Here is a 21,543-nt window from a genome sequence, read left to right on the forward strand (position 1 = left end):
TGGCCTGCATGCGTGTGCTCATCGTGCGGTTGAACGCCATGGTCAGGGACGGTACCTGCTGGAGAACAGGTACCGTGCAGCAGTGAAAGACAGTTGCTTCTACGGGGGGGAGGAATGCCGTGCCTCCCGGCAATCTGTAGGAGCGGGCCCTGCCCGCGATTTCGCGCGTAGGGAATGGTGTGGGTGGGGTGGCGTAGGAGATTATCCGCGAGGCGCGCCGGTGGTTCCGGCTATCGCGGACAAGGTCCGCTTCTACGGGGCGTGCCGTGCCTCCCGGCAATCTGTAGGAGCAACTGTCTTGCCGACTGCACCGAGGCGCTTTTCGTAGGATGGGTTGAGCCTTGGCGAAACCCATGCTGCCACGACGATGGGTATCGCTTCGCTCAACCCATCCTACGGGGGTCATATTTGCTGGGAGGTAGGTAAGCGGGCCCTGCCCGCGATTTCGCGCGCAGGGCGCGCTCCTACAGGGGAGTGGAGCAGGCAAAAAAAGGCCCCCGGCCGCCACAACGGCCGGGGGCGCAAGGGACTTCAAAGGGTCAGTGCGCGCCCTTCACCAGGTCGCTTTCGTTCCACTGGCTGTAGACGCAGGCGTCGGCCGCGGCCCAGCGCACGCGCACCGGGCTGCCCGGGTGCAGCGGCTGGCCGCCGGAGAGGGCCTTGAGGGTCAGCGCGGTGCCGCCCACGGTGGTCACGCTGCAGGTCTGGCTCTCGCCGAGGAACACCACTTCCTGCACGGTCGCGCCGAGTTCGTTCCAGCCGGCCTGCAGGGGCTGCGCGGCGGCCTGTTCGGCGCTCAGGGCCAGGGCCTTTTCCGGGCGGATCATCAGCACCAGGTCCTGGCCTTCGCGCAGGCCGCCGGTGGGGCGGATGGCCAGGCTGGCGCTCTCGAAGCGCGCCGCGGCGTTGCCCTGGGCCTGCACGCGGAGGAAGTTGGAGTTGCCGAGGAAGGAGGCGACGAAGGTGTTCGGCGGGTTCTGGTAGAGGTCGTAGCCGCTGCCCAGGCCGACGATCTTGCCGTGGCTGAAGATGGCGATGCGCTGGGACAGGCGCATGGCCTCTTCCTGGTCGTGGGTGACGTAGACGATGGTGATGCCCAGGCGGCGGTGCAGGTGGCGCAGTTCGTCCTGCAGGTCTTCGCGCAGCTTCTTGTCCAGCGCGCCCAGGGGTTCGTCCATCAGCAGGATGCGCGGTTCGTAGACCAGCGCGCGGGCGATGGCCACGCGCTGCTGCTGGCCGCCGGAGAGCTGCGCCGGGCGGCGCTGGGCGAATTTCTCCAACTGCACCAGCTTGAGCATGGCGTCGACGCGGCGCTCGCGGGCATCGCCCTTCTGCTTGCGGATGTCCAGCGGGAAGCCGATGTTGTCGCGCACCGACAGGTGCGGGAACAGCGAATAGCGCTGGAACACCATGCCGATGTCGCGCTTGTGCGGCGGCACGTTCACCAGCGACTTGCCTTCCACCAGGATCTCGCCGCTGCTGGGCGTCTCGAAGCCGGCCAGCATCGACAGCGTGGTGCTCTTGCCCGAGCCGCTGGAGCCGAGGAAGGTGAGGAATTCCCCATCGCGGATGTCGAGGTTGATGTTGTCCACGGCGGTGAAGTCGCCGTAGTGCTTGTTCAGGTTGCGCAGGCTGACCAGGGTCCCGCCCTGCGCGGTTTCTTGAATGACGGCACTCATTGTCTGACTCCTCGCGCTCAGGCGCTGACTTCATTGCGCCGGCGCAGCAGCGCGGCGGCGAGCATCACCAGGACCGACAGGCCGATCAGCAGCGTCGAGGCGACGGCGATCACCGGGGTCAGGTCCTGGCGCAGGGTGGTCCACATCTTCACCGGCAGGGTCTGCAGGGTCGGGCTGGCCATCATCACGCTGAGCACCACCTCGTCCCAGGACACCAGGAAGGCGAACAGCCCACCCGCGACCATGCCCGGGCGGATGGCCGGGAAGGTCACCTTGAACACCGCCTGCAGGCGCGAGGCACCGCAGATCACCGCGGCATCCTCGGTGGACTGGTCGAACAGCTTCAGCGAGTTGATGATCGAGATGATGGTGAAGGGCAGGGCGACTATCACGTGGCTGACCACGAAGGCGAACAGCGTGCCGGTGTAGCCCAGCTTGAGGAACAGCGCGTACACCGCCACGGCGATGATTACCAGCGGCACTATCATCGGCAGGGTGAACAGCCCGTAGAGCAGCTCGCGGCCGGGGAATTTGCCGCGCACCAGGGCGAAGGCGGTGGGCAGGCCCAGGGCCACCGCGCAGATGGTGGTCAGCACCGCGACCTTGAGGCTGGCCAGGGCCGCGTCCATCCACTCGGGGTTGGCGAAGAACTGGACGTACCACTTCAGCGTCCAGCCCGGCGGCGGGAACACCAGCCACTGCGAGGAGCCGAACGACAGCAGCACGATGAACACGATCGGCAGCAGCAGGAAGGCGGCGATCAGGCCAGTGGTGAGGTACAGCCCGCCGCGCAGGCGCGGGCCCATGGCGTTGGGGGAGAGCAGCATGGCGGCTTACCTCGCGTTACTGGCGCCGACCGGGGATTCCGGCTGCACTTTCAGGTAGACGTAGAACAGCACCAGGGTGATCAGGATCAGCAACGCCGCGGCGGCGCTGGCCAGGCCCCAGTTGAGGAAGGACTGCACCTGCTGGACGATGAATTCCGGCAGCATCATGTTCTGCGCGCCGCCCAGCAGCGCCGGGGTGACGTAGTAGCCCAGGGACATGACGAACACCATCAGCCCGCCGGAGAACAGCCCCGGCCGGCACAGCGGCAGGAACACCTTGAAGAAGTTGCTCCAGGGGCTGGCGCCGCAGATCGAGCCGGCCTGCAGCACCATCGGGTCGATGGCCGCCATGGTCGCCTGCAGCGGCAGGACGATGAACGGGATCATGATGTAGCTCATGCCGATCACCACGCCGGTGAGGTTGTGCACCAGTTCCAGCGGCTGGTCGATGATGCCCAGGGCCATCAGCACCTTGTTGATCACCCCCGAGGCCTGCAGCAGCACCAGCCAGGAGTAGGTGCGGGCGAGCAGGCTGGTCCACATCGACAGCAGCACGATGTTCAGCAGCCAGCGGCCCCAGCCGCGTGGCACCAGGGTGATCGCCCAGGCCAGGGGGAAGCCCAGCAGCAGGCTGATCAGGGTGACCAGCGCGCCGACCGCGAAGGTGTTGAACAGCACCCGGGTGTAGGCCGAGTTGGCGAACAGCTGGGCGTAGTTGTCCAGGCCCGGGGTGGGTTCGAGCACGCCGCGCAGCAGCAGCCCCACCAGCGGGGCGAGGAAGAACAGGCCGAGGAACAGCAGGGCCGGCAGCAGCTTGGCCGAACCGCGCCAGGGCGACACGCCTTGCGGCTTCATCGGCGACCTCGTTTGCACCGCGTCGGCGGCGCGCGCGGCGCCGTCGACGGGAGTGGAGCGGCCGTGGGGAACGGCCGTCATTTTCACTTGACCAGCCATTCGTTCCACCGTGCCGCGATGGCCGGGCCGTTCTTGGCCCAGTACGCGTAGTCGAGGGTGATCTGATCCTTAGCGTAGGCGGTCGGCAGGTTGGGGGCGAGGTCGCCCTTGAGCTGGCCGACGCTGTCGAGGTTCACCGGGGCGTAGGCGGTGAGGTTGGCGAAGTCGGCCTGGCCCTTGGCGCTGGAGGCCTCGGCGAGGAACTTCATGGCCGCGTCCTTGTTTTTCGAGCCCTTGGGCACCACGAGGAAGTCGGCCATGACCAGGTTCTGCTTCCAGCTCACGCCCACCGGCGCGCCGTCCTGTTGCAGGGCGTAGATGCGGCCGTTCCAGAACTGCCCCATGGTCGCCTCGCCGGAGGCCAGCAGTTGCTGGGACTGGGCGCCGCCGCCCCACCAGACGATGTCCTTCTTGATGCTGTCGAGCTTCTTGAAGGCGCGGTCCAGGTCCAGCGGGTAGAGCTTGTCGGCGGGCACGCCGTCGGCCAGCAGGGCCAGTTCCAGCACGCCGGGGCTCGGCCATTTGTACAGCGCGCGCTTGCCCGGGTAGGTCTTGGTGTCGAACAGCGCGCTCCAGTCCTGCGGGGCGTTGCCGCCGACCTTGCCCTGGTTGTAGCCGAGCACGAAGGAGAAGTAGAAGGAGCCGACGCCGTGGTCGGAGACGAAGCGCGGGTCGATGCGCTCGCGCTTGACCACGTTGAAGTCCAGCGGCTCCAGCAGGCCTTCGGCGGCGGCGCGCAGGGCGAAGTCCGCCTCCACGTCCACCACGTCCCACTGCACGTTGCCGCTTTCGACCATGGCCTTGAGCTTGCCGTAGTCGGTGGGGCCGTCCTGCACCACGCGGATGCCGCTGGCCTGGCTGAAGGGCTCGGCCCAGGCCTGCTTCTGGGCGTCCTGGGTGGTGCCGCCCCAGCTGACGAAGCTGATCGCGTCGGCGGCGCTGGCGGCGGTGCCGGCCAGGCCCAGGATGGCGGCGAGAGTCGCCGCGACTGCACGTTTCTTGAACACCATGTACATGCCCTCGTTGTTGTGTTTGTGCGCGGGCAGGCGGTCTGTGCCTGCCCATCAGGAGCAGTGGCCATCTGGGCCTGTCAGGGTCGGCCTTGTCCGGAGCGTTGTTCGGGCTGCCCGTGTTCGGGGCGGCGGAACAATCGTCGGCCTACGGAATGTCATATTATGGTATTCCAAACTTTCTGCAAGTCTCCTCCCCGTTCCAGGCCCCGTGGATTGCCGCTTGGCGCCGTCCCTGGCGGCTTTTCGGCTGCCGCCCGATGGCGGCAATCGACTGATTTTTCTAGCCTTTATCCACATGTCCGGGCGCCGGCGAGCTGGCCGGCGGCCAGTATCGGCCGACCGGTGGTCAGGCCTCGGTTGCCGGCTTCCAGTCGTCGAAGGGCAGGCTTTCCACCACTTCCAGGCCATAGCCGGTGAGGCCGGCGTATTTCAGCGGCGGGCCGAGGTGGCGCAGCTTGCCCACGCCCAGGTCCTGGAGGATCTGCGCGCCGGTGCCGATCTCCGAATAGATGCGCGACTGCGAGCGGGTGAACGGCCGGCTCGGCTGGGTGAGCTGCGGCACGCGCTCCAGCAGCGCCTGGGACGACTCGTGGTTGGCCAGCACCACCACCACGCCGCGGCCTTCCTCGGCCACCCGTTGCAGGGCTGCCCACAGCGTCCAGTTGGGCGGCCCGGCGTATTCGGCGCCGACCAGGTCGCGCAGCGGGTCGATCACGTGCACGCGCACCAGGGTCGGCTCGGCGGGGTCGATGTCGCCCATCATCATGGCCATGTGCACGCCGCCCTCGATGCGGTCCTCGAAGGTCACCAGGCGGAAGTTGCCGTGCACCGTGGGCAGCTCGCGCTCGCCGATGCGCCGCACGGTGTGCTCTGTGCTCAGGCGGTAGTGGATGAGATCGGCGATGGTGCCGATCTTTATCCCGTGCTGCGCGGCGAAAGCTTCCAGCTCGGGGCGGCGGGCCATGCTGCCATCGTCGTTCATCACCTCGACTATCACCGCCGCCGGCGTCAGCCCGGCCAGGCGCGCCAGGTCGCAGCCGGCCTCGGTGTGCCCGGCGCGGGTGAGCACGCCGCCCTCGCGGGCGCGCAGCGGGAAGATATGCCCGGGCTGGACGATGTCCTCGGCGCTGGCGCCTGGCGCCACGGCGGCTTGCACGGTGCGCGCGCGGTCGGCGGCGGAGATGCCGGTGGTCACCCCGGTGGCCGCCTCGATGGAGACGGTGAAGGCGGTGGAGTAGGGGCTGCCGTTGTTCGGCACCATCTGTTCCAGCCCCAGGCGCTGGCAGTGTTCCTCGGTGAGGGTCAGGCAGATCAGCCCGCGCGCTTCGCGGGCCATGAAGTTGATGGCGTCGGGCGAGCAGAACTCGGCGGCCAGCAGCAGGTCGCCCTCGTTCTCGCGGTCCTCGTCGTCCACCAGCAGCACCATGCGGCCCTGGCGGAAGTCCTCGATGATTTCTTCGGTGGTATTGAACGGCATGACCGGCTCCGGGGTGTGGCAGTCAGAAAATTCTGGTATACCATCATACACAAAATATCCATCGCCAAGAGGTTGCCATGAAGGCCTACTGGATCGCCCACGTGGACGTCACAGACCCCGAGCAGTACAGCCAATACACCCGCCGCGCGCCAGCGGCCTTCGCCCTGTACGGCGGCCGCATCCTCGCCCGCGGCGGCCGCTCCGAAGCCCTGGAAGGCCGCCCGACGCCGCAGCGCAGCGTGGTGATCGAGTTCGATTCCTATGAGCAGGCAGTGGCGTGCTATCGGTCGAAGGAGTACCAGGAGGCCTGGGCGCAGCGGCAGGGGGCGGCGAGGGCGGAGGTGATCATTGTCGAGGGCGTCGAGCCCTGAGGGTGGGGGTTTTCGTAGGAGCGAGGGGGACGTCTAGTTCTTGCTCACGAACGGTGCCAGCCGGTGACTATGGTGTTTGTGGTTGGCTCCGCTCCCTCTCCCTAACCCTCTCCCTGAAGGGAGAGGGGACCGTTCGGCTTCAAGCGTAACCTTGGCGCTCGCCGGCACATACGAAGTTGCCGGCCAGCACAAGATTCGAAGCAGGCACGGACAAGCCCCCTCTCCCTTCAGGGAGAGGGCTGGGGAGAGGGGACGAGGTTGAGCCTGAAGACCAGTGCTGCCGGGAAACTCCGTTCGCGAGCAAGCTCGCTCCTACAAAAGAGGAAGCGGCGCAGGAAGCTCAGCGAATGAAATGAATCTTCCCGCTATCGTCATTCCCCATATAGATTCCATACACCCCCGCCTGCCGCTCCTCGATATAGCGCTCGAGAATCTGCCGGATCGCCGGGTAGTAGATCTGCTCCCAGGGAATGTCCTCGGGCGCGAAGAAGCGCCGGTCGAGGGTCTCCGGCCCGTAGGCGTCGGCGATCTCCAGCGCCTGGGCGCGGAAGATGATGTAGACCTCGCTGATCTTCGGCACGCTGAAGATGGAGTAGGGCGAGAGGATTTCGGCGCGCACGCCGCTCTCTTCCCAGACCTCGCGCAGGGCCGCCTGCTCGGTGGTCTCGCCGCTTTCCATGAAACCGGCCGGCAGCGTCCAGGTGCCGGGGCGCGGCGGGATGGCGCGTTGGCACAGCAGGTAGCAGCCGTCGCGCTCGATGATGCAGCCGGCGATGACCTTGGGGTTCTCGTAGTGGATGTAGCCGCAGGCGCCGCACAGCAGCCGGTCGTGGGTGTCCCCCGGCGGCTGGCGGCGCTCCATCCGGTCGCCGCCGCACTGCGGGCAGAAGCGCGGGGCGGGCATGGCGTCAGCGACCTATGCGCGGCTCTTTGAGGACGATGGGGGTGGCGATCTCGCGGACCTTGCCACCCTCTTCCTGCTTGGACTTCAGGTAGTCCAGCGCCACCTTGGCCGCTGCGCGCACGTGGTCCACCGAGGCCTGGTGCGCGGCCGCCGGGTCGCCGCTCTTGATCGCCGCGACCATCTTCTCCATCTCCTGGTTGCTCGCCCCGCGGCGGTTGGCCTGGGACACCGAGGTAGCGCGCAGGTAGCTGATGCGCGCCTGCAGCTGGCGCAGCTGGGTGGCGGCGATGCGGTTGCCCGAGCCTTCCAGCAGCACGTCGTAGAAGCCCTGCACCGAATCCAGCACCTGCTGCAGGTCGCCTTCCTCCAGGGCCTTGCGGTTCTCCTCGAGGGCGCGCTCCAGGGCGCGGATGTCCTTGGCCTTGGCGTTGAGGGTGAACAGCTGGACGATCATCCCTTCGAGCACGCAGCGCAGCTCGTAGATGTCGCAGGCGTCTGCCAGGGTGATGATGGCCACCCGCGGGCCCTTGGCGTCGGCGAACTCCACCAGCCCCTCGGACTCCAGGTGGCGCAGGGCCTCGCGCACCGAGGTGCGGCTGACGCCCAGGCGGTCGCAGAGGTCGCGCTCGACCAGGCGGTCGCCGGGCAGCAGCTGGAAGTTGAGGATGGCGCCGCGCAGCTTGTCCAGCACAATCTCGCGCAGGGTCACGGGGTTGCGGTTGACCTTGAAGCTATCGTCGAGGGGCAAGCGTTTCATGTGGTCCGCTCTGGTAATGGCTGTCCGTAGGGTGAAGCGGCCTAGCCCTGGGTCTCGGCATCGGCCTCGGCGAAGGCCTCGCGGGCCAGGCGGAAGCTGTCGACCGCCGCCGGGATGCCGCAATAGATGCCGACCTGGAGCAGGATTTCGCGGATCTGCTCGCGGCTGAGCCCGTTGCGCAGGGCGCCGCGGATGTGCAGCTTCAGTTCGTGCGGCCGGTTGAGGGCCGAAATCATCGCCAAGTTTATCATGCTGCGTTCTTTCAGCGACAAACCCTCGCGGCCCCAGACGTGGCCCCAGCAGTACTCGGTGACCAGCTCCTGCAGCGGCTTGCCGAAGTCGTCGGCCGCGGCCAGCGACTTGTTCACGTAGGCCTCACCCAGCACTTGGGTGCGGATCGCCAGGCCCTTGTCGTACTTCTCGTTGCTCATCGCATGCTCCTTCTTTCATATAGGAGCAACTGTCTGCCGGCTGCTCCGAGATGCTTCTCGCAGGATAGGGCGAGCTTGCGAAACCCATGCGGCCGTGGTGATGGGTATCGCTTCGCTCAACGCCATCCTGCGTCAGTGTTTCTCCTGTACCTGTGGGAGCGAGCTTGCTCGCTCCCACGAGGACGGGACGATCAGGCCAACTGCGGCAGGGCGCCGAGCTTGCCGCGGTGGTAGACCATGGGCGTCACCTCCTTTTCAGGCAGGATCAGGTTCTTCACCGCGCCGACGATGATGGCGTGGTCGCCGCCGTCGTACTCGCGCCACAGCTCGCACTCGATGATCGCCGTGGCCTTGGCCAGCAGCGGGTTGCCCAGCTCGCTCAGGTGCCAGTCGATGCCCTTGGCCTTGTCCTTGCCCTTACCGGCGAAGGCGTAGGCCTCGGCCTGCTGGTCGGCGCACAGCAGGTGGATGGCGAACTGCTTGCTGTCGCGCAGGATCGGGTAGGTGTCCGAGGCGTAGTTGGGGCAGAACAGCACCAGCGCCGGTTCGATGGACAGCGCGCTGAAGGCGCTGGCGGTGATGCCGACGATGCCGCCCTCGGCGTCCAGGGTGGTGACCACGGTCACCCCCGAGGGGAAGGAGCCCATGACTTCCTTGTAGATTCCGGGTTCGATCATGGTCTGTTCCTCAACGCATCACGAAGGGGTCGGGCATGGGCGCCTGCGAGAGGTTGATCCACACCGTCTTCAGTTCGGTGTAGGCCAGCACCGAGTCGATGCCGCTCTCGCGGCCGTAGCCGCTCTGGTGGAAGCCGCCGATCGGCGCCATGGCCGAGACCGCGCGGTAGGTGTTGACCCAGATGATCCCCGAGCGCACGTCGCGCGCCAGGCGGTGGGCGCGGCCCAGGTCGCGGGTCCAGATGCCGGCGGCCAGGCCGTACTGCGAGTCGTTGGCCAGGGCCAGCGCCTCGGCCTCGTCGTCGAAGGGGATGACCGAGGCCACCGGGCCGAACACTTCCTCCTGCATGATGCGCATGGAGTGGCTGTCGCAGGCGAACAGCGTCGGCTCGTAGTACCAGCCTTCGCCCTGGCCGTCGGGGCGCTTGCCGCCCATCAGCAGGCGCGCGCCCTCGGCCTGGGCCGCGGCCACCAGGCCTTCGACCACCGCCAGTTGCTGCGCGGTGGCCATGGGGCCCATCTCGCTGGCGTCTTCCTGCGGGTTGCCGATGCGGATGCGCTGGGCGCGTTCGATCAGGCGGGCGACGAATTCGTCGTAGATTTCGCGCTGCACCAGCAGGCGCGAGCCGGCCACGCAGCTCTGCCCGGTGGCGGCGTAGATACCGGCCACCACGCCGTTGATGGCGCTCTCCAGGTCGGCGTCGGCGAAGATGATGTTCGGCGACTTGCCGCCCAGCTCCAGGGACAGCTTGGCGAAGTTCTCCGCGCTGCTGCGCACCACGTGGCGGGCGGTGGCGGCGCCGCCGGTGAAGGCGATCTTGCGCACCAGCGGGTGGCGCGTCAGGGCCGCGCCGGTGCTCGGGCCGAAGCCGGTGACCACGTTGACCACGCCGGCCGGGAAGCCGGCCTCCAGGGCCAGGCGGGCCAGTTCGAGAATGGTCGCCGAGGCGTGTTCCGAGGGCTTGAGCACGATGGTGTTGCCGGCGGCCAGGGCCGGGGCCAGCTTGATCGCGGTGAGGTACAGCGGGCTGTTCCAGGGGATGATCCCGGCCACCACGCCCAGCGGCTCGTGCACGGTGTAGGCGAACATGTCCGGCTTGTCGATCGGCAGGGTGCCGCCTTCGAGCTTGTCGGCCAGGCCCGCGGTGTAGTGGAAGAACTCCGGCAGGTAGCCGACCTGGCCGCGGGTCTCGCGGATCAGCTTGCCGTTGTCGCGGCTCTCCAGCTGGGCCAGGTGCTCCCTGTTCTCGGCGATCAGGTCGCCCAGGCGGCGCAGCAGCTTGCCGCGGGCGGTGGCGCTGAGCTTGCGCCAGGCCGGGTCGTCGAAGGCCTTCTGCGCGGCCTGCACGGCGCGCTCGACGTCTTCCTCGGCGGCGTCGGGCAGCAGCGCCCAGGGCTGCGCGCTGGACGGGTCGAGGCTTTCGAAGGTCTTGCCGGAGAGCGCATCGAGCCATTGGCCGTCGATGCACATCTGGAAGCGGGCGAGTGTCATGCGACTATCCCCTTGGTCTGGTTCGGCAGGCTCAGGGCCTGGTGCAGGAAGTCCAGCAGCACCTGGTTGACCAGGCGCGGCGACTCCACCGGCATCATGTGGCGCTGTTCATCGAGTATGGCCACCTGCGCGCCGGGAATGCGCGCGGCCAGCTGCCGGGCCATCTCCGGGGTCGAGCCGGGGTCCAGCTCGCCGGTGGCGACCAGGGTCGGCGCCTGGATGCTGCCCAGGTCCTCGGCGCGGTACATGTCCTGGGTGGCGAACAGCTCGTAGGTGGTCAGGTAGCCCTGCGGGTCGTTGCTCGCCAGTGTCTGGCGGATGGCCGCGATCTGCGCCGGGTTGGCGGCCTGGTACTCGCGGCTGAACCAGCGCGACAGCGCCGCCTCGGCATTGGCGTCGGGACCGTGTTCGGCGGCCTGGCGGGTGCGCTCGATGACGCCGGCGCGCTGTTCGGCGCTGCGGTTGAACACACTGTTGAGGATCACCAGCCCCTGCAGCCGCTGCGGATGGTGCAGGGCGAAGGCGCGCGCCACCAGGCCGCCCATGGAGAAGCCGATGACCGTGGCCTGCGGGATCTGCAGGTGGTCGAGCAACTCGCGCAGCTGCGCGGCGTAGCCGACCAGCCCGGTGCCCGCTTCGGGGCGCGGGCTGGCGCCGTGGCCGAGCATGTCGTAGGCGATGACCCGGTAGTGCGGGGCCAGGCCGACGATCTGCCCGCCCCACATTTCCTTGTTCAGGCCCACGCCGTGGATCAGTACCACGGGCTGGCCCTGGCCGGTCGCCAGGTAACTGGTGCCGGCCGGTGTGTGTTCAGCGGTGAGCCGAATCATGGAACGCTCCTGCACTGGCCGCGGGATCACTGGGCCTGCTCGGCGGCCAGCTCTTCCAGGTCGATGTAGCGGTTGCCGATGCGCGGGTGCAGGCGGCCGCCGTCGGCGGCGCCCAGGACCACGATGATCTCGTCGGCGCGCGGCGCGTCCTCGATCTGCATCTCCAGGGTGATGTAGTGCGAACGCAGGCCTTCGTCGTCCTTGTGCATCATCGGGACCTGGATCGAGGTGCCCGGGCCGCCGCGCTTGTTGGTGAAGCTCAGGTAGCTCTTGGCGTCCACCGCCTTGCGGTAGTGGTTGCCGAAGCGCAGGGTGTGGATCACCGCCGAGGCATGCTCGATCTCGCCATCGGCGCCGACCACGGCGGCCTTGCCATAGGCCTCGATCTTGTCGGCGCCACCGATCAGCGCGGTCAGGCGTTCGACCATCAGCGCGCCCAGCTCGGAACAGTTGGCCTTGATCTCCGGCTTGAGGTCCTCGACGAAGCCGCGGCCCGCCCAGGGGTTCTTGATCACCACGGCCAGCCCGGCCATGGATACCGGTTTCTCGGCAGCCTTGCCGCCCTCGATGAAGGTTTCCTCGACGTAGCTGACGATCTTGCGGATTTCGAAGCTCATGGGCACTCCTTGGGTGTCTCTGTGCGATTTGGTCTGATGGTATACCATAATATTGGAAGTGCAAGAGGCAGGGTGGCAAAGGCGGTGGGGTCTGGCGACGGATGGTTGAGGAGGGGCCGCTGGAAAGAAGGGATGCTCGGAGCGGGGCTCGAATCGGCAAGCGGGATGACGGGGGATTCGAGGTGGTGGCAGAATGCTGCCAACTATGACAAGGAGGTCGCCATGCGCCCGCTTTCCCTCGCCATCCTCGTACTGGCCATTGCTGCAAGCAGTGGATGTGCCGTCAAGAAGAACTTCTACGCTACCGGCGGCAGCCGTGCCGACGGGACGGTCGACATGGCCTATGACTTCCGCCAGTTCGAGCAGCCTGTGATCAACATGGACCAGGCGCAGGGGCTTGCCCAGCGCAAATGTGCGGTGTGGGGCTATCGGGATGCGGAAGCGTTCGGCGGCAAGACGCAGAATTGCAATCAGTGGGATGGCTGGGGCAATTGTGCGGCCGGGCAGGTGGTCATCAAGTACCAATGCATCGGCAATCTGGATGCCCAGGTCAGCCAGGTGGCTCCGCTGCAGGCACCTGCCGCATCCAGCCAGGCCAGTGGCTCGCTGAACAAGGACCAGTGGCAGCAACAGCAGCTCAACAAGCTCAATACGGAAACAGGCCTGAGCTACGAGGAATACCAGCGCCGCTATCGGCAGATCATGGGGCAGTGAGCCTTTCGTTCACTTCGAGCAATCAGGCGCGCTCCGGTTCTCGCTTCTCTCTAATTCAGCGCTGCCTGGCGAGTGTTCGGCAGGCTAGCTGGCTCTCAGACTGGCTGTCTGCTCAGCCAGCACCTCCCGTGCACGCTCCTCGATAAAGTCGAACACTTCTTCCGGGACGCTGTACTGGAACTGCTTGCGGCGATTGCGTGAGACGATGCCGTTGTTGCTCAGGCACATCATCACCAGTTGCGCCAGGTCGCTGCCACGGACATCGAAGCGTGCGTCGACGGCCTTGAATATCTGGTCGTAGGCTTGGAGAAACTCGGTTTCTTCATGCAACTCGACTTCCAGCGCCTGCCTGGCCATCTCCAGCGTGAAGGCCACGCCCTCGGTAGCGTCCCAGTAGCGATAGATCCCCTCATTCCCTGTGAACTCGAAGCTCAGGTCGTTCGCATCGAGCCACAGCACCCGCCAGAATTCGCGTGCCGGGCGCGAGAAGCTTTGCAGGGCCTCGAGATAATGCTGTTCCTCGCGCTTCATCGCCACGGAGACGGGCAGCAGCAGGCCGTGGCTCATGGCGCCGCTTCGGCAAAGCGCCTGATGGATCAGGAAGCGGGACAGGCGTCCGTTGCCATCCATGAACGGGTGCAGGAAGACGAAGCCGAACGAGGTGATGCCGGCGGCGACCAGTGGATCGATCTGCAGGGGCGCTTCGTTGGCGAACTGCATCAGCTCGTCCATCAGTTCCCGGCATAGCTCGGGAGGTGGGGGAACATAGGTCACACCTGCTGCGCCGCGCAGGCCGTTGTTCAGGTGGTTCTGTTCGTGGCGGAAGGCGACCGCACGATCGAAGGGATTGCTGATCGTGCTGTTCTGCAGCGCGACCAGGTAGTCCTCGGTCAGCGGCTGGCGCTCATGGGCCTGCCGCAGCAGCTGGACGAAGCGCTCGGCCTTGTCCGCGCTGGGGGCTTCGCGTTCGATGGCGAAGGAGTCGTGGGTTTCGTGCAGGTAGGCCCAGCTCAGGGCCCTGTCCATCATTCCTACGGGCAGCGAGCCGATGAACTCACGTGACTTGCCGAGGATGTCCAGTGCCAATAGCGCCTCGATCTTGGCTGTCCGCTCGACCGTAGCGCAATAACGGAGGGTGCCGAGGCCGTTGAAATCCACCCGCCAACGGGCATCGCGCCGGGCAGGGCCGGTGATGTAGCGGGCCGGGTCGAACAGCGGGGTCGCTGCCCCCTTCGGGCTCCCGTCATGGGGCAGCCGGGTTCCGCTGAAAGCCTCCCAGAGGAAGCAGGCCTTGCGGATATAGGCGCCGCTCGGGGCCTTGCGGAGTTCCGCCAGCATGGTGGCAGCAGGGATCAGTGGCAATGCCTGAGCTAGCACGCCCAGGTTGACCCCCTCGTGCTTCAACGCGAACAGGACATGGGCGCAGCAGTCGCCTGCCGGTGGGGCAAGGCGTTGCGGTACGGCGAGTTCGCGGCCCAGCGGCTCGATCCGCGTGACAGGCCTGATCGCCGCCGGACGCTGGATCGGGAAGACCTTCAGCTTCAGTGTCTCGACCAGAAAGGCATAGCCGATGAATTGGCTTTCCATTCGGTGCTCCTGGCTAGAGATTTTTGAATTGGACCAACATTATTTGAAATAGCGGCGTCTGAATAGACAAAATTTTACAGGCGCTGGGAAGAGTGGTTTCAGGCGGGTTTGGCTATCTGCATGCGGCAGGAAGGCAGAGGGTAGCCTTGCCAATGTCGGTTCCGGCACCCGCGATGGCATGAAGCCCGCATAGCACTGAACCCCATTGGACTCGGGGCCGTTCTGATCGCATGGGAGGCGGCGGGAAACGAAAAAGGCCCAGGTTTTCACCTGGGCCTTTTATATGGATGGCGCATCCGGCGGGATTCGAACCCACGACCCCTGCCTTCGGAGGGCAGTACTCTATCCAGCTGAGCTACGGATGCGCATGGCCGCGGCTGGCGCGGCAGGCGGCAATCATACGCATCTGATCGGCTTGCGTCCATCGTTCGGGCGTGGCCCGGGTTAATTCGAAATCGGTCTGCCGCCCGTCGGCCGGGGCTGGCCTGGAGGCGCCGGGTGGCATGTACTTTCGTTGGTTTTTTTGAACGACCCCTTGCCCTTTGGGGGATGGGGCCCTAGGATGCGTTTGACATTTCAAACGCCCACCACAACAACAGGAGACAGGGGAATTGGCGTCACAGTACCCGGCCTCGTGCCAGTGGGATGACCGACCTCCGTACTGCCTGGCGAATGCGCGCGATGCCGTGCAGCAGCCGATTCCTGCAGTGGTGGCGTTTCCGCAGCGTATCCCGTCCATGGACCTCCCGGTTGATCCGACCGGCTACGGCTACTGCCGTGGTCCGTTTTCGCGCGCCCGTGCGCGACGATCGGCGACCCTGCGCTAGCGCCGGTGCCGTCCCCTGGCGGGCGGCGCGGCGGGACGATGGAACGGGTGGGGCGAGCGCCCCTCCAATGCTTCCCGGACAACAAGAGCAGGCGGGGTAGTCGAGGTAGACCCGCTGCTTATGGCTTTCCTCGAAGGAGACTGGTCATGCAACTCAATGATGCCAAGCTGTTCCGCCAACAGGCCTACATCGACGGTTCCTGGGTGGACGCCGACAGCGGTCAGACCATCAAGGTCAACAACCCGGCCACCAACGAGATCATCGGCAGCGTGCCGAAGATGGGCGCCGCCGAAACCCGCCGCGCCATCGAGGCCGCCGACAAGGCCCTGCCGGCCTGGCGCGCGCTGACCGCCAAGGAGCGCGCCAACAAGCTGCGCCGCTGGTTCGAGCTGATGATCGAGAACCAGGACGACCTGGCCCGCCTGATGACCATCGAGCAGGGCAAGCCGCTGGCCGAGGCCAAGGGCGAGATCGCCTATGCCGCCTCCTTCCTCGAATGGTTCGGCGAAGAAGCCAAGCGCATCTATGGCGACACCATCCCCGGCCACCAGCCGGACAAGCGCATCATCGTCATCAAGCAGCCGATCGGCGTCACCGCGGCCATCACTCCGTGGAACTTCCCCTCGGCGATGATCACCCGCAAGGCCGGCCCGGCCCTGGCCGCCGGCTGCACCATGGTCCTCAAGCCCGCTTCGCAGACTCCGTATTCCGCCCTGGCCCTGGCTGAGCTGGCCGAGCGCGCCGGCATTCCGAAAGGCGTGTTCAGCGTCGTAACCGGCAGTGCCGGCGAAGTCGGCGGCGAGCTGACCAGCAATCCGATCGTGCGCAAGCTGACCTTCACCGGTTCCACCGAAATCGGTCGCCAGCTGATGGCCGAATGCGCCAAGGACATCAAGAAGGTGTCCCTGGAGCTGGGCGGCAACGCACCCTTCATCGTCTTCGACGACGCCGACCTGGATGCCGCCGTCGAAGGCGCGCTGATCTCCAAATACCGCAACAACGGCCAGACCTGCGTCTGCGCCAACCGCCTGTACGTGCAGGACGGCGTGTACGACGCCTTCGTCGAGAAGCTGAAGGCCGCCGTGGCCAAGCTGAACATCGGCAACGGCCTGGAGAGCGGCGTGACCACCGGCCCGCTGATCGATTCCAAGGCCGTGGCCAAGGTCGAAGAACACATCGCCGACGCCGTGGGCAAGGGCGCCAAGGTCGTTGCCGGCGGCAAGCCGCACGCCCTGGGCGGCACCTTCTTCGAGCCGACCATCCTGGTCGACGTGCCGAAGAACGCGCTCGTTTCCAAGGACGAGACCTTCGGCCCGCTGGCCCCGGTGTTCCGCTTCAAGGACGAGGCCGACGTGATCGCCATGTCCAACGACACCGAGTTCGGCCTGGCCTCCTACTTCTACGCCCGCGACCTGGGCCGCGTGTTCCGCGTGGCCGAGGCCCTGGAGTACGGTATGGTGGGCATCAACACCGGCCTGATCTCCAACGAGGTCGCGCCGTTCGGCGGCATCAAGGCCTCCGGCCTGGGCCGCGAAGGTTCAAAGTACGGCATCGAGGACTACCTCGAGGTCAAGTACCTCTGCCTGGGCGGCATCTGATTTCCCGTGGGCGCGGGGGTGGCAGGCAAGAGCCGGCAGCCACCCCCGCGCCGGCGTTTTCCGGTGGTGGCACCGGACAACCCACCCGGCGGGCCGCAAGTGCCGCGACAGTCGATCATCGTATGCTGTCGCGAGTGGCTTCTCCCCGTCTTCATCCTTTGACCCGGCCGACCGATGAGCGGCCACTGAGGAAGCTATGAGCAAAACCAACGAATCCCTGCTGCAACGCCGCCAGGCCGCCGTTCCGCGCGGCGTGGGCCAGATCCACCCGGTCGTCGCCGAGCGCGCCGAGAACGCCACCGTGTGGGACGTCGAAGGCCGCGAGTACATCGACTTCGCCGGCGGCATTGCCGTTCTGAACACCGGCCACCTGCACCCGAAAGTGGTCGCCGCCGTTCAGGAGCAACTGACCAAGCTGTCCCACACCTGCTTCCAGGTGCTGGCCTACGAGCCCTACATCGAGCTGGCCGAAGAGATCGCCAAGCGCGTGCCGGGCAACTTCCCGAAGAAGACCCTGCTGGTCACCTCCGGCTCCGAAGCGGTCGAGAACGCCGTGAAGATCGCCCGTGCCGCCACCGGCCGCGCCGGCGTGATCGCCTTCACCGGCGCCTACCACGGCCGCACCATGATGACCCTGGGCCTGACCGGCAAGGTGGTTCCGTACTCCGCCGGCATGGGCCTGATGCCGGGCGGCATCTTCCGCGCCCTGGCTCCGTGCGAACTGCACGGCATCAGCGAAGACGAGTCGATCGCCAGCATCGAGCGCATCTTCAAGAACGACGCCCAGCCGCGTGACATCGCCGCCATCATCATCGAGCCGGTACAGGGCGAGGGTGGCTTCTACGTCAACTCCAAGCCGTTCATGCAGCGCCTGCGCGCCCTGTGCGACGAGCATGGCATCCTGCTGATCGCCGACGAAGTGCAGACCGGCGCTGGCCGTACCGGCACCTTCTTCGCCACCGAGCAACTGGGCATCGTCCCGGACCTGACCACCTTCGCCAAGTCCGTCGGCGGCGGCTTCCCGATCTCCGGCGTCGTCGGCAAGGCCGAGATCATGGACGCCATCGCCCCCGGTGGCCTGGGCGGCACCTACGCCGGCAGCCCGATCGCCTGCGCCGCGGCCCTGGCCGTGCTGAAGGTGTTCGACGAAGAGAAACTGCTGGAGCGTTCGCAAGCCGTTGGCGAAACCCTGAAGGCCGGCCTGCGCGAGATCCAGGCCAAGCACAAGGTGATCGGCGACGTCCGTGGCCTGGGTTCGATGGTCGCCATCGAGCTGTTCGAAGGCGGCGACGTGAACAAGCCGGCGGCCGAGCTGGTCAGCAAGATCGTCGTGCGTGCTCGCGAGAAGGGCCTGATCCTGCTCTCCTGCGGCACCTACTACAACGTGATCCGCTTCCTGATGCCGGTAACCATCCCGGACGCCCAGCTGAAGCAAGGCCTGGCCATCCTGGCCGAGTGCTTCGACGAACTGGCCTGATCGGCTCGTTCGGCAGTACTGGAAGAGGCCCGCGCAAGCGGGCCTTTTCTTTTTCCGGGGTTCCGCTCCGGCTGCGGCGCCGTGACGCATCTACCCCCTTGGTCGTATCGGAGAGCGGCGCCGCATCAGCTATCCTGTCCTGCGCGCGATGTCGTCCGGGCTGCCCTCTGGCAGGCGCCTTGCGACTCGGTTAAGGTGCGCGCGCATCTGCGAGAGGATCTCCATGACAGCACTCAGCGCCGCGCCGACCGTTCTGGTTGCCGCCGCCGACCCCTGGAACCGCGAACTGCTTGGGCAACTGGTGCTGAGCGTGCGTTGCGACGCGGCCATCGAATACTGCGAGGACGGTGACCAGGCCATCGATGCCTGCCGCTTGCGCGCCTTCGCCCTGGTGCTGGCCGAGCAGGAACTGGCCGGCACCGACGGCATCGACCTGCTCCGCCACCTGCGCCGCAGCCGCCGCGGGGCAAATGCGCCGGACTTCATCCTGATCAGCGCCAAGGCCGATGGGGCCAGCGTGCGCGCGGTGCTGCCGCTGGCGCCCAGCGCCTACCTGGTCAAGCCGTTCAATGCCGAGGACCTGCGCCAGCGCCTGCGCAGCCTGCTGCTGGAGCCTGGGCAGGAAGTCAGCTGCGCCGTGCCCCGGGAGCCCACCGGCAGCCTGGCCGACTTTCTCGCCGAGGCCCGCGATGCCGCCGAGGGCGCGCCCCTGCTGGCGGAGGTCGGCGAGTCGGCGAGCCGTTGCCTGAACACCGAGGGCGTCAGCCTGGAGCAGTTGGAGGAAGAATTCGGCCGCGACCCGCAGATCACCGCCTGCCTGATCGCCGCGGCCAACAGCGCCGCGCGGCACGTCGGCATGCCCTGCCTGACCCTCGCCCAGGCGCTGGCCCGCCTCGGCCTGGCCCAGGCCTGCAACCTGGTCCTGGGGCTCAGCCTGGAACGCGCCGCACAGCTTGTGGAGCCGCGCCTGAAGGAGCGCGCCGCGGCGTTCTGGGCGCTTTCCCAGCGCACCGCGGATGCCGCCGAGGCCCTGGCCGAGAGCCTCGACGTCGACGCGCCACGCTGCTACACCGCGGGCCTGCTGCATTGCCTGGGCGACCTCGCGGTGCTGCGTACCTTGGAAGAGTGGTGCCGGCGCGGCGGGGCGCTGGAAGACCAGGAGATCGACGACAGCCTCAAGGCCTTCGGCGCCAGTTTCGGCTCCACGCTGCGCGCGCGCTGGCGCCTGCCGCTGGAGCTGCGCGGGCTGGTCGCCGCGTGCTACGGCATGGGCAGCGGGGTGTTCTCGCGCAAGGCGCTGATCCTCAACCTGGCGGCCAGGGCGGCGCGCTTGCCGGCGTCCCAGGCTGGGCAGTTGAAGGAAGAGAAGGCGCTGCGGATGCTTGGGCTGGGGCCGGTGGAATTGCAGTTGCTGCAGAAGTTCTGTGACGCCGAGGAGCCAAGCGCTTCGTAGGATCAGCCGTTTTCCGGCTGCACGAGAAGCCGTGCCCGCCGGTTGTGGTGGGAGCGGCTGTCTTGCCGGCTGCGCCGAAGCGCTTTTCGTAGGATGGGTTGAGCCTGCGAAACCCATGCTGCCGTGGTGATGGGTATCGCTTCGCTCAACACCGTCCTACGAAAAGCCGTGCTTCCTGGAACGTAGGAACTTTTCCGCGATAGCCGGACGTTCCGGCGCGTTTCGCGGTCCTACGCTGCCCCACCTGCGCCATTCCCCTGTAGGAGCGCGCCCTGCGCGCGATTCGCGGGCAGGGCCCGCTCCTACCGTTCACAGCCAGGCCTGGACCGCACGCAGACAATAAAAAACGCCGCTTCCCGTGAAGGGAAGCGGCGTTCCTTTGTGGCTGACGCGCCAACGCCTCAACGCTTGGCCAGCAGCTCCCGGCCGCGCGCCACGGCGGCGCGGACCTGGGCGGGGGCGGTGCCGCCGATGTGGTCGCGGGCGTTCACCGAGCCTTCCAGGGTCAGCACGGCGAAGACGTCGTCGTCGATCTGGTCGCTGAACTTGCGCAGTTCTTCCAGGCTCATCTCGGCCAGGTCCTTGCCGCTGTCCACGCCGTATTTCACCGCGTGGCCGACGATCTCGTGGCAGTCGCGGAAGGGCAGGCCCTTGCGCACCAGGTAGTCGGCGAGGTCGGTGGCGGTGGAGAAGCCGCGGCGGGCCGCCTCGCGCATGATCTCGCGCTTGGGCTTGATCGCCGGGACCATGTCGGCGAAGGCGCGCAGGCTGTCGCGCAGGGTGTCGGCGGCGTCGAACAGCGGCTCCTTGTCTTCCTGGTTGTCCTTGTTGTACGCCAGCGGCTGGCCCTTCATCAGCGTCAGCAGGCCGGTGAGGTGGCCGAACACGCGGCCGGACTTGCCGCGCACCAGTTCCGGCACGTCGGGGTTCTTCTTCTGCGGCATGATCGAGGAGCCGGTGCAGAAGCGGTCGGGCAGGTCGATGAACTGGAACTGCGCGCTGGTCCACAGCACCAGCTCTTCGGAGAAGCGCGACAGGTGCATCATCGCCAGGGAGGCGGCGGCGCAGAATTCGATGGCGAAGTCACGGTCGGACACGCCGTCCAGCGAATTGCCGGAGATCGCTTCGAATCCCAGCAGTTCGCAGGTGATTTCCCGCTGGATAGGGTAGGTGGTGCCGGCCAGCGCGGCGCTGCCCAGGGGCATGCGGTTGACGCGCTTGCGGCAGTCCACCAGGCGCTCGTAGTCGCGGCTGAGCATCTCGAACCAGGCCAGCAGGTGGTGGCCGAAGGTCACCGGCTGGGCGGTCTGCAGGTGGGTGAAGCCGGGCATGATGGTGTCGGCTTCCGCGTCGGCCAGGCCCAGCAGGCCCTGCTGCAGGCGGGTGATCTCGGCGAGGATCAGGTCGATCTCGTCGCGCAGCCACAGGCGGATGTCGGTGGCCACCTGGTCGTTGCGCGAACGGCCGGTGTGCAGCTTCTTGCCGGTGATGCCGATGCGGTCGGTCAGGCGCGCCTCAATGTTCATGTGCACGTCTTCCAGGTCGACGCGCCAGTCGAAGCTGCCGGCCTCGATTTCGGCCTGGATCTGCTTCAGGCCGTCGATGATGGCGTCGCGCTCGGCGTCGGTCAGCACGCCGGCCTTGGCCAGCATGGTGGCGTGGGCGATGGAACCCATGATGTCGTGGCGGTAGAGGCGCTTGTCGAAGTCGACGGAGGCGGTGAAGCGGGCGACGAAGGCGTCGACGGGCTCGCTGAAGCGGCCGCCCCAGGACTGGTTGGTCTTCTCTACGCTCATGGATCTCTCTCGCGGAAACGGGCAGGCGCGTTCGCTGCCTGCAGGAAGGGCAAAGTCCGACG

At 66.9% G+C, this 21,543-nt stretch carries 19 protein-coding genes and 1 tRNA gene; 5 read left to right on the plus strand and 15 right to left on the minus strand.

The features are described from left to right. Window positions 1-539 precede the first annotated feature (539 nt). From RN02_RS20540 to ribBA, 5 genes are all read right to left on the minus strand, one after another. Window positions 540-1,679, minus strand: coding sequence for an ABC transporter ATP-binding protein (locus tag RN02_RS20540; RefSeq protein ID WP_043316321.1), 1,140 nt, complete (start codon window positions 1,677-1,679; stop codon window positions 540-542). A 17-nt stretch (window positions 1,680-1,696) separates the two neighbouring features. Next, complete coding sequence (locus RN02_RS20545) at window positions 1,697-2,506, minus strand: ABC transporter permease (RefSeq protein ID WP_043316323.1); 810 nt, start codon at window positions 2,504-2,506, stop codon at window positions 1,697-1,699. Window positions 2,507-2,512: 6 nt separating this feature from the next. Continuing rightward, window positions 2,513-3,460, minus strand: coding sequence for an ABC transporter permease (locus RN02_RS20550; protein ID WP_116424685.1), 948 nt, complete (start codon window positions 3,458-3,460; stop codon window positions 2,513-2,515). Next, on the minus strand, window positions 3,445-4,470 hold the full coding sequence (locus tag RN02_RS20555; protein ID WP_043316436.1) for an ABC transporter substrate-binding protein: 1,026 nt from the start codon (window positions 4,468-4,470) through the stop codon (window positions 3,445-3,447). The genes RN02_RS20550 and RN02_RS20555 overlap by 16 nt, the downstream gene beginning before the upstream one ends. A gap of 349 nt (window positions 4,471-4,819) precedes the next feature. After that, window positions 4,820-5,950 (minus strand): bifunctional 3,4-dihydroxy-2-butanone-4-phosphate synthase/GTP cyclohydrolase II, encoded by a 1,131-nt coding sequence (ribBA, locus tag RN02_RS20560; RefSeq protein ID WP_043316325.1) that lies wholly within the window; start codon window positions 5,948-5,950, stop codon window positions 4,820-4,822. 77 nt (window positions 5,951-6,027) lie between these two features. Here ribBA and RN02_RS20565 point away from each other — a divergent pair, with 77 nt between their 5' ends. After that, window positions 6,028-6,321 (plus strand): DUF1330 domain-containing protein, encoded by a 294-nt coding sequence (locus tag RN02_RS20565; protein ID WP_009615027.1) that lies wholly within the window; start codon window positions 6,028-6,030, stop codon window positions 6,319-6,321. Window positions 6,322-6,661: 340 nt separating this feature from the next. Here the strand turns inward: RN02_RS20565 and RN02_RS20570 are convergent, their stop codons facing one another. The 7 genes from RN02_RS20570 to RN02_RS20600 all read right to left on the minus strand — a co-directional run bounded on the left by RN02_RS20570 (window position 6,662) and on the right by RN02_RS20600 (window position 12,029). Further along, window positions 6,662-7,225 carry an NUDIX hydrolase gene (locus RN02_RS20570; protein ID WP_043316327.1) on the minus strand — a complete coding sequence of 188 codons (564 nt, stop codon included), beginning with the start codon at window positions 7,223-7,225 and terminating at the stop codon, window positions 6,662-6,664. A 4-nt stretch (window positions 7,226-7,229) separates the two neighbouring features. After that, on the minus strand, window positions 7,230-7,982 hold the full coding sequence (locus tag RN02_RS20575; protein ID WP_043316329.1) for a GntR family transcriptional regulator: 753 nt from the start codon (window positions 7,980-7,982) through the stop codon (window positions 7,230-7,232). A gap of 41 nt (window positions 7,983-8,023) precedes the next feature. Further along, window positions 8,024-8,413: a carboxymuconolactone decarboxylase family protein gene (locus RN02_RS20580; RefSeq protein ID WP_009615030.1), complete on the minus strand. Its 390-nt coding sequence runs from the start codon at window positions 8,411-8,413 to the stop codon at window positions 8,024-8,026. A 191-nt stretch (window positions 8,414-8,604) separates the two neighbouring features. Next, window positions 8,605-9,090 carry a flavin reductase family protein gene (locus RN02_RS20585; RefSeq protein ID WP_043316331.1) on the minus strand — a complete coding sequence of 162 codons (486 nt, stop codon included), beginning with the start codon at window positions 9,088-9,090 and terminating at the stop codon, window positions 8,605-8,607. Between the two features lie 10 nt (window positions 9,091-9,100). Continuing rightward, on the minus strand, window positions 9,101-10,582 hold the full coding sequence (locus RN02_RS20590; protein WP_043316337.1) for an aldehyde dehydrogenase: 1,482 nt from the start codon (window positions 10,580-10,582) through the stop codon (window positions 9,101-9,103). After that, window positions 10,579-11,412, minus strand: coding sequence for an alpha/beta fold hydrolase (locus RN02_RS20595; protein WP_043316349.1), 834 nt, complete (start codon window positions 11,410-11,412; stop codon window positions 10,579-10,581). The genes RN02_RS20590 and RN02_RS20595 overlap by 4 nt, the downstream gene beginning before the upstream one ends. Window positions 11,413-11,438: 26 nt before the next feature. Beyond that, complete coding sequence (locus tag RN02_RS20600; RefSeq protein WP_043316353.1) at window positions 11,439-12,029, minus strand: amino acid synthesis family protein; 591 nt, start codon at window positions 12,027-12,029, stop codon at window positions 11,439-11,441. Window positions 12,030-12,251: 222 nt separating this feature from the next. Between RN02_RS20600 and yecR the strand changes: the two genes are divergently transcribed. Further along, on the plus strand, window positions 12,252-12,743 hold the full coding sequence (gene yecR, locus RN02_RS20605; protein WP_043316438.1) for a YecR family lipoprotein: 492 nt from the start codon (window positions 12,252-12,254) through the stop codon (window positions 12,741-12,743). 84 nt (window positions 12,744-12,827) lie between these two features. Here the strand turns inward: yecR and RN02_RS20610 are convergent, their stop codons facing one another. Both RN02_RS20610 and RN02_RS20615 read right to left on the minus strand, forming a co-directional pair. Next, complete coding sequence (locus RN02_RS20610; RefSeq protein WP_043316356.1) at window positions 12,828-14,330, minus strand: Fic family protein; 1,503 nt, start codon at window positions 14,328-14,330, stop codon at window positions 12,828-12,830. A 288-nt stretch (window positions 14,331-14,618) separates the two neighbouring features. After that, window positions 14,619-14,695, minus strand: a tRNA-Arg gene (locus RN02_RS20615). A gap of 608 nt (window positions 14,696-15,303) precedes the next feature. On the opposite strand from RN02_RS20615, the gene gabD reads away from it, so the two are divergent. From gabD to RN02_RS20630, 3 genes are all read left to right on the plus strand, one after another. Further along, a complete protein-coding gene (gene gabD, locus RN02_RS20620; protein WP_009615037.1) occupies window positions 15,304-16,755 on the plus strand; it encodes an NADP-dependent succinate-semialdehyde dehydrogenase in 1,452 nt (483 codons plus the stop codon). 196 nt (window positions 16,756-16,951) lie between these two features. Continuing rightward, window positions 16,952-18,232 (plus strand): 4-aminobutyrate--2-oxoglutarate transaminase, encoded by a 1,281-nt coding sequence (gabT, locus tag RN02_RS20625; protein WP_009615038.1) that lies wholly within the window; start codon window positions 16,952-16,954, stop codon window positions 18,230-18,232. A 223-nt stretch (window positions 18,233-18,455) separates the two neighbouring features. Then, complete coding sequence (locus RN02_RS20630) at window positions 18,456-19,685, plus strand: HDOD domain-containing protein (protein WP_009615039.1); 1,230 nt, start codon at window positions 18,456-18,458, stop codon at window positions 19,683-19,685. 401 nt (window positions 19,686-20,086) lie between these two features. Here RN02_RS20630 and argH read toward each other — a convergent pair whose 3' ends face one another. Continuing rightward, window positions 20,087-21,481 (minus strand): argininosuccinate lyase, encoded by a 1,395-nt coding sequence (gene argH / locus RN02_RS20635; protein ID WP_043316358.1) that lies wholly within the window; start codon window positions 21,479-21,481, stop codon window positions 20,087-20,089. Window positions 21,482-21,543: the final 62 nt, after the last annotated feature.

It is taken from the genome of Pseudomonas sp. PI1, from assembly GCF_000812405.1.
Classification (GTDB): Bacteria; Pseudomonadota; Gammaproteobacteria; order Pseudomonadales; family Pseudomonadaceae; genus Pseudomonas; species Pseudomonas citronellolis.